The following is a 14,994-nucleotide window of genomic DNA, read 5'->3' as shown; positions in this document are numbered from 1 at the left end:
GATTCCTGATGCGGTGGAACTACTTGCCGAGCTGGGCGTCGTTGTTGCCGGAATCCGTGGTCCACATGTCGAGCATGTTGATCGGATCGTTGTAGTCGGCGAGCCAGCCGTTGCGGGCGAGGACGTACTCGCCGTTCTTGCGGGTGTTGAGGAAGGTGCCCCATTCCTGGTTCTGCATGGTGATGGCGATGCCGTAGGCCGCGAAGCAGCTCTGCAGGTATTCGCCGATCGCCTGGTGGCCGGTCGAGGTGTTGAAGAGGTAGTTGAACGTGGCGAAGTTGGTGAATTCGCCGGTCTCCTCGTCGTACTCGAAGTACTTCGAGAGGATCTCGACGGCCTCGGCGCAGTTCGCGGCGTAGGCGGCTTCGGCGGTGTCGAAGTAGCCGTTGTAGGCGTCCGTCGTCGAACCCGCGGCCTCATAGAATTCGGAGCCGTCGAAGTTCGTGATGCCCATCGAGACGAAGGAGCTGGCGGGGAGCTGTCCGGCCTGGCCGATCTCGGTGACGATGTAGTTGCGGTCGATCAGGAGCGAGAGGGCGTAGCGGATCTCCTCGTTGGCTTCCGCGAGTTCGGCGGGGGTCATGTCGGCGGAGATGTGCGAGGGAACGAGGTCGGAGTTGTTGTTGAAGATGATGTAGTACGTGCCGAGCTGGCCTTCGATGTTGAACTCGTTCGGACGGTTCGTCTTCATGTTCTGGATCTCGTCGTTCGGCAGGCTGTCGATGAAGTCGTAGGTGCCGTTGATGTAGTTGGAGAGGATGGCGGCGTCATCGTCGGAGAGGTAGAACGTGATCTGCTCCATGGTGATCGCGGCGGCGTTCCAGTACTGCGGGTTCTTCGTCATGACGATGTTGGAGCCGTGCGTCCAGGACGAGATGGTGTAGGCGCCGCTGGTGACGTAGGAACCGGCTTCGGTCGCCCAGCCGTTGTCGGCGACGGCCTCGACGGCGGCCTGCTGGACCGGCATGAAGGTCGGGAAGGCGCACAGTTCGAAGAAGTACGGGACGTCGACGACGAGCGTGACGGCGAAGTGGGTGGCATCCACGGCGGAGATGTTCAGTTCACCGGTGTCGGCGCCATCGATGATCGCGAACAGGTAGGAGTAGTCCGCGGCGGTGTCGGGATCGACCGCACGGTTCCAGGCGTACACGAAGTCGGCGGCGGTGAGGGCGGTTCCATCGGACCACTTCAGGCCGGAGCGGAGTTCGAACGTGTAGGTGACGGTGCCGTCCTCGTTCTCGACCGGGGTCGGAAGCGACGCGGCGAGATCCGGAACGAGCTGGCCGTCCGCGTCATACCCGAGCAGACCGGAGAACGCGTGCTGGATGTAGATCGCGCCGTCGACCGAGCTGTTGAGGGCCGGGTCGATGGTGTCCGGTTCGGAGGCGAGGCAGACCGAGATGGCCGTGCCGACGCCGTCGAGGGTCGTGTACTTGAATAGCTTCGTGCCGTTCGGGATGTTGACGAGGCCTTCGATGCCGGTGGACGCCATGAAGATGTCGGTGTAGTAGTACAGCGGCACGATCGTCCCGGTCGACATCAGAAGATCTTCCGCCTTGTGGTAGAGGGCGGTGCGCTTCTCGCCGTCGGACTCGCGTTTCGCGAGGTTGATGATGACGTCGTAGGTTTCAGCCCAGGTACCGTTGGTGACGATGTAGGACTGATAGCCGTCGATGTCGGAGAGATCCATCGAATAGATCTCGACCGCGGAGTTGTCGACGAATTTCGCCGCCTCGGGGGAAAGGACCGTCGTCGTCTCACCGCAACCGATGAAAGCGACCATGGCGAAGATCGACAGAATCACGATAGACAGTTTCTTCATTGTTCTCATTCTTCTCCTTTTTTCTCTCTATTAAATAAATATTTTTCAATATTTATTTCTGTTCCTGATCCAGCAGATGACAGCTGGCCATGTGTCCGGGAGAGATCTCCCGAAGGGCGGGGATTTCCTCGGTGCAGCGTCCGAACGCCTTGGGGCAGCGGGTCCGGAACGGACATCCGCTCGGCACCCTGAGCGGGCTCGGGACGTCGCCCTCGAGGATGATGCGGTGGGACTTGCGCGCGACGTTCGGATCGCGCGAAGGCACGGCGGACATGAGCGACTGGGTGTAAGGATGGAGGGGATGGTCGCAGATCTCGTCGCTTTGCGCGGTCTCGACGATCTTCCCGAGATACATCACGGCGATCCGGTCGCTGATGTGGCGGACGACGAGGATGTCGTGGGCGATGAAGAGGTAGGTGAGGCCGAGCTTCTTCTGCAGGTCCTCGAACATGTTCACGATCTGCGCCTGGATCGAGACGTCCAGGGCGGAGACGGGTTCGTCGCAGACGATCAGTTCGGGATTGACGGCGAGCGCCCGGCCGATGCCGATGCGCTGCCGCTGGCCGCCGGAGAATTCATGCGGGTAGCGCGTCGCCTGCTCGCTGGAGAGGCCGACGAGTTCGAGCAGTTCGTTGATCCGAGCGGTGCGCTCCTCCTTGGTCGCGTAGAGGTGGTGGACGTCGAGCGGTTCGCCGATGATGTCGCCTACGGTCATGCGCGGATTGAGGGAGGAATAGGGATCCTGGAAGACCATCGCCGCCTTCATGCGGAAGGCTTCGATGTCCTCCTTGGCTTCGAGCTTCTTGCCCTTGAAGAGGATCTCGCCGCCGGTAGGGCGGTACAGGTGGAGGAGGGTTCGGCCGACGGTCGTCTTCCCGCATCCGGATTCGCCGACGAGACCGAGGGTCTCGCCCTGACGGATGTAGAAGGAGACGTCGTCGACCGCCTTGAGCGGGACGGATTTCAGGAATCCGACGGGGATGTCGAAGTAGCGCTTGAGGTTTTTGACTTCGATCATGACCTCGCGTTCGACGGGCATGTCAGACATCGGCGTTCCCTCCCTCCGCGACCGCGGCTTCCTCCGGGGCGATCCGCCCCGCCTCGACTTCCTCGCGGAGACTCAGCCAGCAGGAGGAGTAGTGTTCGTTGGCGAGCGGGAACAAATCGCACTTGCGTTCGAGGCAGACCCGCATCGCCTTGTCGCAGCGGGGCGAGAAGGCGCATCCCTTGGGAAGGTTGAGGATGTCGACGGGGGATCCCGAGATCGGGATCAGCCGCGAGACCGCCTTTGATCCGTAGGGGATCGAGCGGATCAGGCCCTTCGTGTATTCGTGCTTCGGTTCGTAGAAGATCTGGTCGATGGTGCCCTTCTCGCAGATGCGGCCGGCGTACATGACGATGACCTCGTCGCACATCTGGATGATGACGCCCAGGTCGTGGGTGACGATGATGATCGCCATCCCCAGTTCCTGCTGGAGCTTCTTCATCAGTTCGAGGATCTGCGCCTGGATCGTGACGTCGAGGGCGGTGGTCGGCTCGTCGGCGATCAGGATGTCGGGCTCGCAGGCGAGCGCCATCGCGATCATGATCCTCTGGCGCATGCCTCCGGAGAGTTCGTAGGGATACTGCTTCATCCGCTTCTCGGGATCGTTGATCCCGACCTGCCGGATCATCTCGATGGCGCGCTCGCGCGCTTCCTTGCGATTGCGCGAGGTATGGAGCAGGATCGCCTCCATCAGCTGGTTGCCGATGGTGTAGACCGGATTGAGGCAGGTCATCGGGTCCTGGAAGATGATGCTGATCTTGTTGCCGCGGATCTTCTGGATCACGGACGGGTCCGCGTCGACGAGTTCTTCGTCGTGCAGCTTGATGCTGCCGCCGACGATCTTGCCGGGATGGGAGAGGATCTGCAGGATGGAGTAGGCGGTGACGCTCTTGCCGCTGCCGGACTCGCCGACGATGCCGAGGGTCTTGCCGCGTTCGAGCGTGAAGGAGACGCCGTCGACGGCCTTGACTTCGCCGGCATCGAGGAGGAAGGAGGTTCTTAAGTCTTTAACATCGAGGAGGCTCATCGGGGTCACCCTACACTTTCAGTTTGGGATCGAAGGAATCCCGGAGGCCGTCACCGAGCAGATTGAGGGAGAGGACGATGAGGCAGATGATGATGGAGGGTATCACGAGGCGATACGTGTACGAATAGATGCCGGAGAGCGCGCTGTTGGCGAGCGAGCCGAGCGAAGGCATCGGGGCGGAGACGCCGAGTCCGAGGAAGGAGAGGAAGCTTTCGGTGAAGATCGCGCTCGGGATCTGCAGTGCCGTCGAGATGATGATGACGCTGATGCAGTTCGGCAGAAGATGCTTGCGGATGATGCGGGAATGGGAGGCGCCGATCGAACGGGCGGCGAGGACATAGTCCTGTTCCTTGAGGGACAGGATCTGGCCGCGGATGAGACGGGCCATGCCGACCCAGTAGAGGAGCGCGAAGACGATGAAGATCGAAATCATGTTCGCGCCCAGTTTGGCGAAGACCGTCCCCGCGAGGGTATCCTCCAGCACGCGGTTCAAAACGACGGAGAGGAGGATGATGACGAGCATGTCGGGAAGCGCGTAGATCAGGTCGACGATGCGCATCATCACCAGGTCGAGCTTGCCGCCGACGTACCCGGAGATCGAGCCGTACAGGGTGCCGATGATGAGGACGAGGATGCTCGCGAAGAGACCGACCGAGAGCGAGACGCGGGTGCCGTAGACGACGCGGATGAAGTAGTCGCGGCCGAGCGAGTCGGTGCCGAAGATATGCGGGAAGACGCTTTCGCCCGCGGCGATCAGTTCGAGTTCGGTCTCACCGTATTCCATCGGGGCGAGGTTGTTGTAGGAGGCGTCCACCGGTTGTCCGCGCCGGACGCCGAGCTGGTCGTCGTACTCGTACGGCCAGAACATCGGGATGAAGATGACGGAGAGGATGATGATCGCGAGGATGAAGACGCAGGTCATCGCGACCTTCTTCTTCCAGAGGCGGCGGAAGCCGTCCTTCCAGAAGCTGGTGCTCTCGCGCATCAGGATCTGCTGGCGCCGTTCCTCTTCCGTGGCCGGCAGGAAGCTGTTGACGTCGAGCTGGAAGGAAAACGGGCGACGGAAACGCTTGAAGATGTTTTTCTCTTTTTCGTCCATGGGATTCACCATCAGCTGAAGTCAATCCGCGGATCGACGACTTTATAGAGGATATCGGAGACGAGCGTCATGATGACCACGAGCGAAGCGAGGAAGATCGTGGTACCCATGATCGCGGGATAGTCGCGGTTCGTGATGCAGCTCACGAATTCCCGGCCGATGCCGGGAACCGAGAAGATCTTCTCGATCACGAAGCTGCCCGTGACGATGTAGGCGATCATCGGTCCGACGTACGTGATGACCGGGATGAGGGCGTTCTTGAGCGCGTGCTTGAAGATGATCAGGACCTTGGCGACGCCCTTTGCCCGAGCGGTGCGGATGTAATCCTGCTGGAGCACGTCGAGCATGCTGGAGCGGGTCAGTCGGGTGATGTAGGACATCGGATAGAGCGAGAGGGCGATCACCGGCAGGACGAGCCCTCCCTCGAGGGCGCCGTTGGCAGGCAAGATCGGCCACTTCACGCAGAACAGGACGAGCAGGAAGGTGCCGACGACGAATCCCGGCATGGCGACGAACGCGGTGGTCATGACCATGATGACGTTGTCGAAGATCTTGTTGCGGTTGATCGCGGCGATGCTGCCGAGGACGATGCCCATGACGATCGCGATGCCCGCCGCCATGAGTCCGAGCTTTCCGGAAACGGCGAAGCCTTCGAGGATGATGTCGATGACGTCTCGGCCACGCGATTTGAGCGACGGTCCGAAATCCAGCTTGACGACGTTCTGCAGATAGAGCCAGTATTGCGTCATCAGCGGCTTGTCGAGTCCGTATTTGGCTTCCAGTGCCGCCAGAACCTCCTCGGTGACCGCCTTTTCACTCAGAAACGGTCCGCCGGGAATGGCGTGCATGATGAAGAACGTGATCGTGATGATGACGAAGATCGTCACGATCGTAAGCAGAACCCTTTTAACGATGTATCCGAGCATCTTTGAACTCATGTCAACCTCCGGATCCGTCAATTCGCCTGATCGGGCGGGCGGCGGATGGAACAATTAGGAATATTGTACTCTCGTGAATAGTCATTTTCAACAGAAAATTGGATTTTCATGACACTTTTTCTCGATCCGTAAACCGTTACAGAGGTTAAAAAACAAATCGCATCCGTCTCCGGCCGATTCCGTACGGAAGAATGAAAACGCCACGGGACATAGGAAAACGACATCCGTGGCGATCATCCCATGATGGGATGGGGAGTATTCACATATGAATGGCGGAATCGCCACGTGGCGAGGCGAACCCGGTTTCATCGGATGGTCGCCGGGTGGGTCACGGTTAGTTGATATTTTACCATCAACGGCTCGTAAACACAACGGAATCCGCGATATTCGCTTCAAGAAACCAGTTTACATGCACATTCGTCTTCCGCCGAACACGCATTAATGCGTGTCCCGCTCGTTGCCGCCCGGCTCCGGTCGGGACCGGATTCCGACCGCGGGGACGCAAGTGCTCCGCGGAACGTGAAACTGCGGATGAAAACGACCTGACGACGCGATCTTTCGCCCCCCCGTCTTGTAAATCGGACCGTTCGGTGCTATAACGGTAGTTGTTTCCGATCCATGATTCATGACAAGATGTTTTCTCAGAGAGAGGGGCTATCACACATGAACATCGAGAAAAGAACGGAAAGCCTGAATGCCGTCAGGAAGCAGAACAAGGTTCCCGGCGTCCTGTTCGGGAAGTCGATCACCCCGGTGTCGATCCAGATCGACGCCTTGGAACTGGCGGAAGCGTTCCGCCAGAACGGCAAGACCCAGACCTTCGCGGTCAAGCTCGGCCGCGAAACCCACCAGGTCTACATCAAGAACCTCCAGAAGGACGCCGTCAACCGCAACCTGATCCTGAACGTCGAGCTTCTCAAGGTCGACAAGGGGGACATGATCGTCGCGAAGATCCCGATCCACATCCTCGGCCGCGACGTCATCGAGAAGGAAGGCTGGCTCGTCCAGGTCGTCGCCGACGACGTCGAGGTCGAATACGAAGCCGGCAAGGGCATCCAGCGCGTCGACGTCGACATCCGCCGCATGCATGTCCGCGAAGTCCTCCACGTCGCCGACATCGTCTTCCCCGAGGGCATCAAGGTCCTCGACGAGGGCACCAAGGCACTCGTCCACATCGCCGAACACCGCATCGTCGAAGAACCGGTCGCCGAGACGGCCGTCTCGACCGAGGCGCCCGCACCCGAACCGGCCGCCCCGAAGGAAGAAGCCTGACGGAAGTCGATCCATCCGCTTGCGAAGAACCGGTCCCCGCGACCGGTTCTTTTCATGAACGGCGCCGAGTCGAAAGGAAACGATCGAAATTCATTCTTCGCGATTGCAGGCCGGCCCGTTGTGATACAATGGAAATATGCAGGCCGGACGATCCGGCGGGAAACGAAAGGCGGGCGGCGATCCGATGGCAAAGCGCAAGAACGAAAGCGTTCCGAACGGATTCGTCTATCGGCTCCTGCAGCTGCCGATCATGATCCTGTCCCGCCGCGGCCGTCGCCTCGTCTTCCATCGGAACGTCCCCGAGCCGATCGAAGGACCGGTTCTGATCCTCGCGAACCACGTCTCCTATTGGGATTGGGCGTACATCCCCCAGACGTTCCCGCGCCATCGGCTCACGGTGATCGCCAACCGCTTCTATTTCCGGACCGCACCGATGCGCTTCCTTCTGGGCAAGATCAGGGCGATTCCGAAGACGATGATGTATCCCGACTTCGAGACGATCCGCAAGGTCGTGCGGGCGGCGAAGGACGGACGGTATCTCGTGATGTTCCCCGAAGCCCGCCTGTCCACCGACGGCACCAGCCAGGACGTCGTCCCGGGAATCGGCGCACTCATTCGGAAACTCGCGATCCCGGTGATCTTCGTCGAGATCGCGGGGGCTTCGCTCGCCAGCCCGAAATGGGCGAAGCACCCGCGACGGGGAACCGTCGAAATCACGGTCAAGGAGCGTGTGGCGCCCGAAGCCTTCGCCGCGATGTCGCCCGAAGCGATCGACCGGTTCGTCACCGACCGGCTCTTCCACGACGAGAGCGAATATGCCTCGAGGAGCGGAAACCGCTATCCCGCAAAGGATCTGACGGCCGGGATCGAAGGGATCCTGTATGTCTGTCCCGCATGCGGTTCGGAGTTCTCGCTCCACGGCGGAAACGACCGCGTCGTCTGCGACGAGTGCGGTCATTCGGCGACGATGAAGGACGACGGGACGTTCGTCTCCGATCACCCTGAAATCGCGAACGTGCGCGATTGGCATCGTCTCCAGCACCGGCACGAGAAGGAACGGCTGGAGGCCGGGAACTTCGCCTTCGACGTCGAGGTCGAGGTCCTCCGGATGGACCTCGCGAATCCGCGAAACGACCTCCGCGGCACGGGTACCGTGCGCGTGAGAAAAGACGGGATCGAGTTCGACGGGATCGTCGGGATCGCACCCGAACGGTTCGATACCCCTGCCGGGGCGCTCACCGCGATCGCCTTCAAGAGCGACGTGGAATTCGAACTCTACCACAAGGGCTATCTGTACTACTGTCATCCCAAGGGCAACAGTCACCTGTGCGCGAAGGTATCCGTCGCCGCGGACGTCATCGCCGGACGTCGCATCGCCGCCGCTCGTGATGAAAGCACGCCTCATGTCGAAGGAGATGCCGCAAGATGATCGATTTGCGATTCATCGTCCACTGGATGCCGCTTCTGACCCTGGCGGCGCTCGTCCTGACGATGTCGATCAGAATGATCCTGCATCGCCGCGGCGGGGGATGGATTCCGTTCCTGCCGGCCATCCTGCCGGGCATCCCGACGTTCGTGTTTCTCATGTGGGCCATCGCATACTCCGATCCACCGAGCGTCTGGTTCTATCTCATGTCCATCGCGACGCTGGCGACTTTGCTCTTCGGTCTCGTCTTCGAACTCATGACCGCATCGACGGGAAGGCGCATCCGAAATCAAGCGAACCTTTCGCCGGCGGCTACGCGGACGCTTCCGCACGAAGGACCGCCCCGGTCGATCGGTGCGGCGGCGGTCTTCCTCATCCTCCTGATCGCCGCGGCCGTTCTCGGCAACCTGATCGCCGAAGGAACGATCGCCCTCGTAGGGACGGAACACGACGACTCGCTGTTCGAGTTTCGCTTCCATATCGTCTCCGGGCTGTCGGCCGTGGTCGCGTTCATCGTCGTCGAAGCGACCGTGAAGGATCGCGCGATCACCGCCCTCGTCTTCGCGCTGCTGATCGGATTTCTCGCCAACATCCTTTCCATCAGCCGTTCGCCGATGGAAGTGATCGGCGTGATCGCCCTGCCGTCGACGATGGTTCTTTCCTTCATGAAGCGACCATCCTCATACATTCTGGCGATGGTCGTCGGCTTCTTGGGCGGAGTCGTGTTCACGGGGTTTCCGCTCTAGAAGCAACAAACGGTTCAATGTCGAATGAGGATCTTCCGATGGTTTTCCGACCGAAGCGGGTCGGGACCGTCGCCCATGACGAAATCGATCGGAGTTGAGGACATGCTCGTCATCCCATGGTTCAGCCGGTTTGGCAGTCTTTTCTATGCGCTCGGAGCGCTCGCCGTCTTCATCCTCTTCTTCAGAATCCGGTATTCGATCCGCCGGAGGGGGTTCGGCTGGATCTCGTTTCTGCCGACCCTCGCCCCGGGGATCCCGACCGCCATCGCCGGCTATTCCTACATCCGTTCCCGGATCGTCAACGGACCGTGCCTGCCCGAGGACGGATGCACGAACGAGGGGTCGGGACTGATCCTCGTCTTCATCATCGCCACGCTCGTCATATTCGCGCTCTGCCTCGGATTCGAGCTGCTCGTGGTCAACGACAGAAGAAGGATGCGGCCGACTCCCGCCGGAATCCCGACGGAAACGGCGGCGGGATCCGTCGCGACGACGGAGGGCACGACCGTCGGTTCGCTTGTCGTCCTCGTCTTCCTCGGCGGCGTCTCCGCTTTCCTCTTTCTCTGGATCGTCCATACCGGGATCATGCGGATCTTCGACCGCTTCGTGCTCCTTGACGGCTGGTGGGACGTCGCCGTAAGGATCGCTCTGTGCGGTCTGCTGGGAATCGGATACGCGTTCGTCGAGAAGTCGCGGATGCCGAAGACGGGCTGCGCCGTCCTGCTTTCTGGACTGCTCTCGACGATCGTCGTTACGCTCTGGGTCGCGACCGATTCCGCCTTGATTTCGGTCGCCCTGACGGGTCTCGTCGCAGGGGTTCTGATCGTCGTCTTCAAACGTCCGCGCATCCCCTATTTCATCAGTCTGTTCATTTCCATCGCCGTCGCGCTTCTCCTCATCACCGCCTGACCGCCAGACCATTGCCGGAGGAATCCCCATGTACGATGAAATCAGAAGGTATCACCCCTATGACGAGCAGGAGGCGACCGACAAGCGGACGATCCTGCAGTTCCTCGACCGCAATCCGGACGCGCTTCTCCGCGACAACGGCGCCGCCCATCTGACCGCTTCCGCGATCGTCGTCGATCCGACGATGACGAAGGTGCTCTTCGCCTTCCACAACATCTACCGGTCGTGGTCCTGGGTCGGCGGGCACAACGACGGCGATCCGGACTTCCTTTCCGTCGCCGTGCGCGAGGCGAAGGAGGAGACGGGCATCGTGAACGTCCGTCCCCATTCCGACGACATCTTCATGCTCGACGTCATCTACGTCCACAACCACGTCAAGAAGGGGAAGTACGTCGGCGACCATCTCCATCTGAACGTCACCTACCTGCTGGTCGCCGACGAATCCGACGCCCTCGTCGTCAAGCCCGACGAGAACGCCGGCGTCCGCTGGTTCCCGATCGACTCCGTCCTCGAGCATGTCTCCGAGGAACGGATGAAGGCGGTCTACGCGAAAGCCTTCGCGAAGATCGGAAGGATCCGAACGACGGATCGCGGATGAACATGAATCCGAATCCGGAGAAAGACAAGGCTGAATCGGCCTTGTTTTTTCATGACCTTCTTGACAGCGCTTGCATCTTGATGTAAGATAAAAATAGTAAAACGTTTTACTAAATCGATTTACCATCCTTGATGTGAGCGGAGAACGTCCCATGCGAACAATCATCGTCGTCGGCAGCCTCAATATGGATATGGTGTTCCGGATTCCCGGCGTCCCCCGACGCGGGGAAACCGTGATGGGTGACGGGTTTTTCATGAACCCCGGCGGAAAGGGCGCCAACCAGGCGGTCGCCTGCGCCCGTCAGGGAGCGGACGTCCGCATGGTCGGATCGGTCGGCGGCGACGTGTTCGGGGAAACCCTGATCGCCGGCCTCGCCGCCGCCAGGGTCGACGCGACCCACGTGCGGCGGATCGAAGGACAGTCGACGGGAACGGCCCTGATCATGGTCACCGGCGCCGACAACCGCATCGTCGTCGCCGCCGGCGCGAACGCGATGACCGCGAGCGCCCAGATCGATGCGGCGCTTACCGACGCCCATCCGGGCGACGTCTACCTGACGCAGATGGAGATTCCCTACGACGCGATGAAGCACGGCCTCCTCGCCGCCAAGGCGAAGGGACTGTTCACGATCCTCAATCCCGCCCCGGCGGGAGACCTCGACGGCGAACTGCTCAGCCACGTCGACCTCGTCGTCCCGAACGAAACCGAGGCGGAGACGATCACCGGTCTTTCCGCTTCCGAGCCGCATTTCGCCGCACTGGCCATCGCCCGCCTGCTGGCGGCCGGCGTCGGCGAGGCGATCGTCACCCTCGGCGCCGCCGGCTGCGCCCACGGTGACCATTCCGGAATCCGCTTCGCGCCATCCTGTCCGGTGGACGTCGTCGACACCACCGCCGCCGGCGACACCTTCGTCGGCGCGATCGCGGTCGCGGTCGCTTCCGGCATGAAGGTCAAGGATGCGCTCACGCGCGCCAACGCCGCCGCCGCGATCACGATTTCGCGTCGCGGCGCCCAGTGTTCGATCCCGGACAAGGACGAGATCGAAGCGTTCATGGGGCGCGGAACGGACGGCGCGCGATGAAGTACACGATCCGCGACATCGCCCGCGAGGCGGGCGTCTCGGTCACCACGGTATCGCTCGTCCTGAACGATAGGCCCAACACCGTCTCGGAAGCGACGGCCGTCCGGATCCGCGAGATCGCCGCCCGATGCAACTACGTCCCCAACCATTTCGCCGTCGGACTCGTCACGAAGAAGACGAGCACGATCGGACTGATCCTGCCGGACATCGCGAACACCTTCTTCGCCGAACTCGCGAAGAGCGTCGACGGCTTCTGCACCGCGTCCGGCTATTCGATGATCCTCTCCAACACCAACAACGATCCCGCCAAGGACCTTTCCGCCGTCACGCTGCTCGTCAACCGCGGCGTCGACGGCCTCATCATCGCCTTTTCGCAGGACGAGGACAAGGAACGTTCCGCCGCGTTCATCGCGCTGCTCGACGACCTCGGCGTCCCCTTCGTCGCGCTCGACAGCTGGATCGAGGGACTGAAGTGCTCCGGCGTCTCGATCCATCACAGCAAGGGCGGACAGATCGCGACGAACCATCTGATCGCCCTCGGCCACCGCCGCATCGGCTGCATCACCGGTCCGCGCGGAAGCTATACCGCCGAGCGCCGCCTCAAGGGATACAGGATCGCCCTCGCCGAAGCGAACATCCCCTACGACGAGGCGATCGTCGCCGCGGGCGACTATCGCTTCGACGGCGGACGAAATGCCGCGCGCGTGCTTCTCGACGGCGGCGTGACGGCGATCTTCGCTTCCAACGACCTGATGGCGTACGGCGCCTACCAGGCGGTCCAGGAGCGCGGCCTGAAGGTCCCGGACGACGTCTCGATCGTCGGCTTCGACGACCTGTTCTTCTCGACGATCCTGCCGACGCCGCTCACGACGATCCACCAGTCCGTCTCCGAGCTCGGGGAACTGGCCTGGAACCTCCTCTACGCCCGACTCCGCCAGGAGGGGCTCGAGGACGAATACCGGCAGCTCGAACCGCATCTCGTGGTGCGCGACAGCGCCCGCGCCAGAAAGGCAGGATGACCGATGAAAAAGACGCTCGCCTTGATCCTATCGTGCATGTTCCTCTTCCTTCTCGGCTGCACCGCCGCGACGACTACCGCGACGACGCTTGCGACCACGAATGCCGGCGGATCCTATCCGGCGACCCTCTACGGACGGATCCTGACCGATTCCGGCGACATGATCACCGCCGGGATCGTGATCGAGAACGAGGAAGGCGACCTCTACCGCCTCAACTCGAACATGCTTTCGGGGTACCGCATCCTGCTCGACGAAGGCACCTACACGCTCACCTACGTGCGCGGTCCGGAATATTCCACGGTTTCACGCACGATCTTCGTCGAGAGCTACAAGACCTACTACCTCGACGACGTCCGCCTCACCCACCTCTACGACGGTCCTTCGCAGGACTGGTACATGGGCGACCTGCATCAGCACACGACCTACAGCGACGGGAAGCAGACGGTCGACGAGGTCCTCCTCTCCAACATCAGCAACGGCCTGTACTACGGATTTTTGTCCGACCACAACAGCGCCGCCGGTCTGGCGGAATGGGTCCAGGGGAACCGCTTCACGGCCGCCTACGACGCCTCCGGCGAACCGATCCTGTTCCGCGCGCTGCGCGCCGTCGAAGTCACCACCGACTTCGGACACTTCCAGTCGCTCGGCATCGGGAACGTCTTCGAACAGGCCGACATCAGCGTCCTGAAGGGCGACGATCCCGCATCCGACATCACCGACATGATGCGCGAGATCGTCAGAAGCGGCGGGATCGCGCAGGTCAACCATCCGTTCGCCAGCTCGCTCCTCGGCTTCCATCTCTGGGAGCTCGTCGAGGAGTTCGACACCTACGAGATCTGGAACGGCCTGTACGAACCGAACATGAACGAGAACCTCGCCGCCAAGGAGTACTGGTTCGAACTCCTGAACCGCCACGCCGCCGGCGAGATCAAGTACCTGCCGGCGACCGGCGGATCGGACAACCATTCGATCCTCGGCGAGTACACCGCCGCCTACGCCGACCTCTCGACCGAAGCCGGCCGCTATACCGACGCGTACCTGCGCCGGGGCGTCTACAGCGGCGTCCCCGCGACCGTGCTCCACATCCCCGGGGAATTCACCGAGGAGAACATCATGAAGGCGATCCGCCAGGGCAACAGCTACGTCACCAACGGTCCGATGATCGTGGCGACGATCGGCGGCGTCGGCTACGGGGAGACCTTCACCCTCGGCGGCGCGACCTCGGTTTCGATCGACGTCTCCGTCTTCTCGCGGGACGCGATGGGCCGGATCAACGTCTACCGGAACGGCGCGATCGCCGTCACGAGCCTCTTCCTCGACGGGTCGTCCCTGTTCGAGGATACCCTCGACGTCGACGTCGAGGCGGGCGACTGGATCGTCCTCGAGGTGATCGGCCCCGACGCCCTCTACGCCATCACGAATCCGATCTTCATCGGGAATTAGCACGAAAGTGTTAATCAATACAGGAGGATAAGATGAAAAAAGCATTGGGTTTGGTTCTCGCACTGTTTGCCGCGTTCGCCCTCATCGGCTGCACCGAAACGACCACCGCAGCCCCCACCACCATCTTCGCCCTCGGCGCCGACACCGGCGAATACGAACCGGCCACGCCGAGCGGATGGGAAGTCACCCGGACCGTGTACCTGCAGATCATGGGACCGGACAACACCGAACTGTTCAACGGAACGGTGACCGTCGTCTCGTCGAATCCGACCTTCTACGAGGCCTTCGTCGGCGCATGCACCTCGAAGGGCATCGCCCAGGACTCCGCCACGGATTCCGGATTCATCAACTCGATCGACTCCTACGTGAACGGCACCAACAGCATGTACTGGATGGGCTACATCAACGGCGACGGCCTGCTCGTCGGCGCCAACTCCTCGCAGGTCCGCAACGGCGACTACCTGCAGCTGATCTTCGAAGCCGTCTCCTGGTAATCCCGCATCACCGGAACAAACAAGACGAAAAGGATCCGAACCGGACCGCACGCTTTCATGCGGTCCGGATCCGGA

General features: G+C 61.5%; 14 protein-coding genes. 9 read left to right on the top strand and 5 right to left on the bottom strand.

Annotated elements, in window-relative coordinates:
• Nucleotides 1–19 precede the first annotated feature (19 nt).
• Genes WC509_04445 through WC509_04425 form a run of 5 tightly spaced genes read right to left on the bottom strand, consistent with a single transcriptional unit; the run spans nucleotide 20 to nucleotide 5,931 of the window.
• Nucleotides 20–1,822 carry an ABC transporter substrate-binding protein gene (locus WC509_04445; protein MFA5006698.1) on the bottom strand — a complete coding sequence of 601 codons (1,803 nt, stop codon included), beginning with the start codon at nucleotides 1,820–1,822 and terminating at the stop codon, nucleotides 20–22.
• A gap of 52 nt (nucleotides 1,823–1,874) precedes the next feature.
• Nucleotides 1,875–2,870 carry an ABC transporter ATP-binding protein gene (locus WC509_04440; GenBank protein MFA5006697.1) on the bottom strand — a complete coding sequence of 332 codons (996 nt, stop codon included), beginning with the start codon at nucleotides 2,868–2,870 and terminating at the stop codon, nucleotides 1,875–1,877.
• Nucleotides 2,863–3,894 carry an ABC transporter ATP-binding protein gene (locus WC509_04435; GenBank protein ID MFA5006696.1) on the bottom strand — a complete coding sequence of 344 codons (1,032 nt, stop codon included), beginning with the start codon at nucleotides 3,892–3,894 and terminating at the stop codon, nucleotides 2,863–2,865. The genes WC509_04440 and WC509_04435 overlap by 8 nt, the downstream gene beginning before the upstream one ends.
• Nucleotides 3,895–3,904: 10 nt before the next feature.
• Nucleotides 3,905–4,993, bottom strand: coding sequence for an ABC transporter permease (locus WC509_04430; protein MFA5006695.1), 1,089 nt, complete (start codon nucleotides 4,991–4,993; stop codon nucleotides 3,905–3,907).
• 11 nt (nucleotides 4,994–5,004) lie between these two features.
• Nucleotides 5,005–5,931: an ABC transporter permease gene (locus WC509_04425; protein ID MFA5006694.1), complete on the bottom strand. Its 927-nt coding sequence runs from the start codon at nucleotides 5,929–5,931 to the stop codon at nucleotides 5,005–5,007.
• A 663-nt stretch (nucleotides 5,932–6,594) separates the two neighbouring features.
• Between WC509_04425 and WC509_04420 the strand changes: the two genes are divergently transcribed.
• The 9 genes from WC509_04420 (at nucleotide 6,595) to WC509_04380 (ending at nucleotide 14,919) form a co-directional block, all read left to right on the top strand.
• Nucleotides 6,595–7,203 (top strand): 50S ribosomal protein L25, encoded by a 609-nt coding sequence (locus tag WC509_04420; GenBank protein ID MFA5006693.1) that lies wholly within the window; start codon nucleotides 6,595–6,597, stop codon nucleotides 7,201–7,203.
• A 184-nt stretch (nucleotides 7,204–7,387) separates the two neighbouring features.
• Complete coding sequence (locus tag WC509_04415) at nucleotides 7,388–8,632, top strand: 1-acyl-sn-glycerol-3-phosphate acyltransferase (GenBank protein MFA5006692.1); 1,245 nt, start codon at nucleotides 7,388–7,390, stop codon at nucleotides 8,630–8,632.
• Entirely contained in the window at nucleotides 8,629–9,375 is a 747-nt protein-coding gene (locus WC509_04410; protein MFA5006691.1) for a hypothetical protein, read from the top strand. Before WC509_04415 ends, WC509_04410 begins: the two co-directional genes overlap by 4 nt.
• Before the next feature lie 102 nt (nucleotides 9,376–9,477).
• Nucleotides 9,478–10,284 carry a hypothetical protein gene (locus WC509_04405; GenBank protein MFA5006690.1) on the top strand — a complete coding sequence of 269 codons (807 nt, stop codon included), beginning with the start codon at nucleotides 9,478–9,480 and terminating at the stop codon, nucleotides 10,282–10,284.
• Between the two features lie 28 nt (nucleotides 10,285–10,312).
• Complete coding sequence (locus WC509_04400) at nucleotides 10,313–10,882, top strand: NUDIX hydrolase (GenBank protein MFA5006689.1); 570 nt, start codon at nucleotides 10,313–10,315, stop codon at nucleotides 10,880–10,882.
• 151 nt (nucleotides 10,883–11,033) lie between these two features.
• Nucleotides 11,034–11,963 (top strand): ribokinase, encoded by a 930-nt coding sequence (gene rbsK / locus WC509_04395; protein ID MFA5006688.1) that lies wholly within the window; start codon nucleotides 11,034–11,036, stop codon nucleotides 11,961–11,963.
• Nucleotides 11,960–12,982, top strand: a complete 1,023-nt coding sequence (locus WC509_04390) for a LacI family DNA-binding transcriptional regulator (GenBank protein ID MFA5006687.1) — start codon at nucleotides 11,960–11,962, stop codon at nucleotides 12,980–12,982. Before rbsK ends, WC509_04390 begins: the two co-directional genes overlap by 4 nt.
• A gap of 3 nt (nucleotides 12,983–12,985) precedes the next feature.
• Nucleotides 12,986–14,425: a CehA/McbA family metallohydrolase gene (locus WC509_04385; GenBank protein MFA5006686.1), complete on the top strand. Its 1,440-nt coding sequence runs from the start codon at nucleotides 12,986–12,988 to the stop codon at nucleotides 14,423–14,425.
• 32 nt (nucleotides 14,426–14,457) lie between these two features.
• Nucleotides 14,458–14,919: a DUF4430 domain-containing protein gene (locus WC509_04380; GenBank protein MFA5006685.1), complete on the top strand. Its 462-nt coding sequence runs from the start codon at nucleotides 14,458–14,460 to the stop codon at nucleotides 14,917–14,919.
• The last annotated feature ends 75 nt before the right edge of the window (nucleotides 14,920–14,994 follow it).

The sequence above is a fragment of the Candidatus Izemoplasmatales bacterium genome (assembly GCA_041649275.1).
Classification (GTDB): domain Bacteria; phylum Bacillota_I; class Bacilli_A; order Izemoplasmatales; family Hujiaoplasmataceae; genus UBA12489.
This window is presented reverse-complemented; position numbering and strand designations above follow the sequence as displayed.

Excerpts from the sequence above, each read along its gene's own strand:
- WC509_04420 (MFA5006693.1), top strand. The coding sequence starts at position 6,595 with ATGAACATCGAGAAAAGAACGGAAAGCCTGAATGCCGTCAGGAAGCAG.
- WC509_04410 (MFA5006691.1), top strand. The coding sequence starts at position 8,629 with ATGATCGATTTGCGATTCATCGTCCACTGGATGCCGCTTCTGACCCTG.
- WC509_04400 (MFA5006689.1), top strand. The coding sequence starts at position 10,313 with ATGTACGATGAAATCAGAAGGTATCACCCCTATGACGAGCAGGAGGCG.
- WC509_04405 (MFA5006690.1), top strand. The coding sequence starts at position 9,478 with ATGCTCGTCATCCCATGGTTCAGCCGGTTTGGCAGTCTTTTCTATGCG.
- WC509_04380 (MFA5006685.1), top strand. The coding sequence starts at position 14,458 with ATGAAAAAAGCATTGGGTTTGGTTCTCGCACTGTTTGCCGCGTTCGCC.
- WC509_04430 (MFA5006695.1), bottom strand. The coding sequence starts at position 4,993 with ATGGACGAAAAAGAGAAAAACATCTTCAAGCGTTTCCGTCGCCCGTTT.
- WC509_04390 (MFA5006687.1), top strand. The coding sequence starts at position 11,960 with ATGAAGTACACGATCCGCGACATCGCCCGCGAGGCGGGCGTCTCGGTC.
- WC509_04445 (MFA5006698.1), bottom strand. The coding sequence starts at position 1,822 with ATGAAGAAACTGTCTATCGTGATTCTGTCGATCTTCGCCATGGTCGCT.
- WC509_04435 (MFA5006696.1), bottom strand. The coding sequence starts at position 3,894 with ATGAGCCTCCTCGATGTTAAAGACTTAAGAACCTCCTTCCTCCTCGAT.
- rbsK (MFA5006688.1), top strand. The coding sequence starts at position 11,034 with ATGCGAACAATCATCGTCGTCGGCAGCCTCAATATGGATATGGTGTTC.
- WC509_04440 (MFA5006697.1), bottom strand. The coding sequence starts at position 2,870 with ATGTCTGACATGCCCGTCGAACGCGAGGTCATGATCGAAGTCAAAAAC.
- WC509_04415 (MFA5006692.1), top strand. The coding sequence starts at position 7,388 with ATGGCAAAGCGCAAGAACGAAAGCGTTCCGAACGGATTCGTCTATCGG.
- WC509_04385 (MFA5006686.1), top strand. The coding sequence starts at position 12,986 with ATGAAAAAGACGCTCGCCTTGATCCTATCGTGCATGTTCCTCTTCCTT.
- WC509_04425 (MFA5006694.1), bottom strand. The coding sequence starts at position 5,931 with ATGAGTTCAAAGATGCTCGGATACATCGTTAAAAGGGTTCTGCTTACG.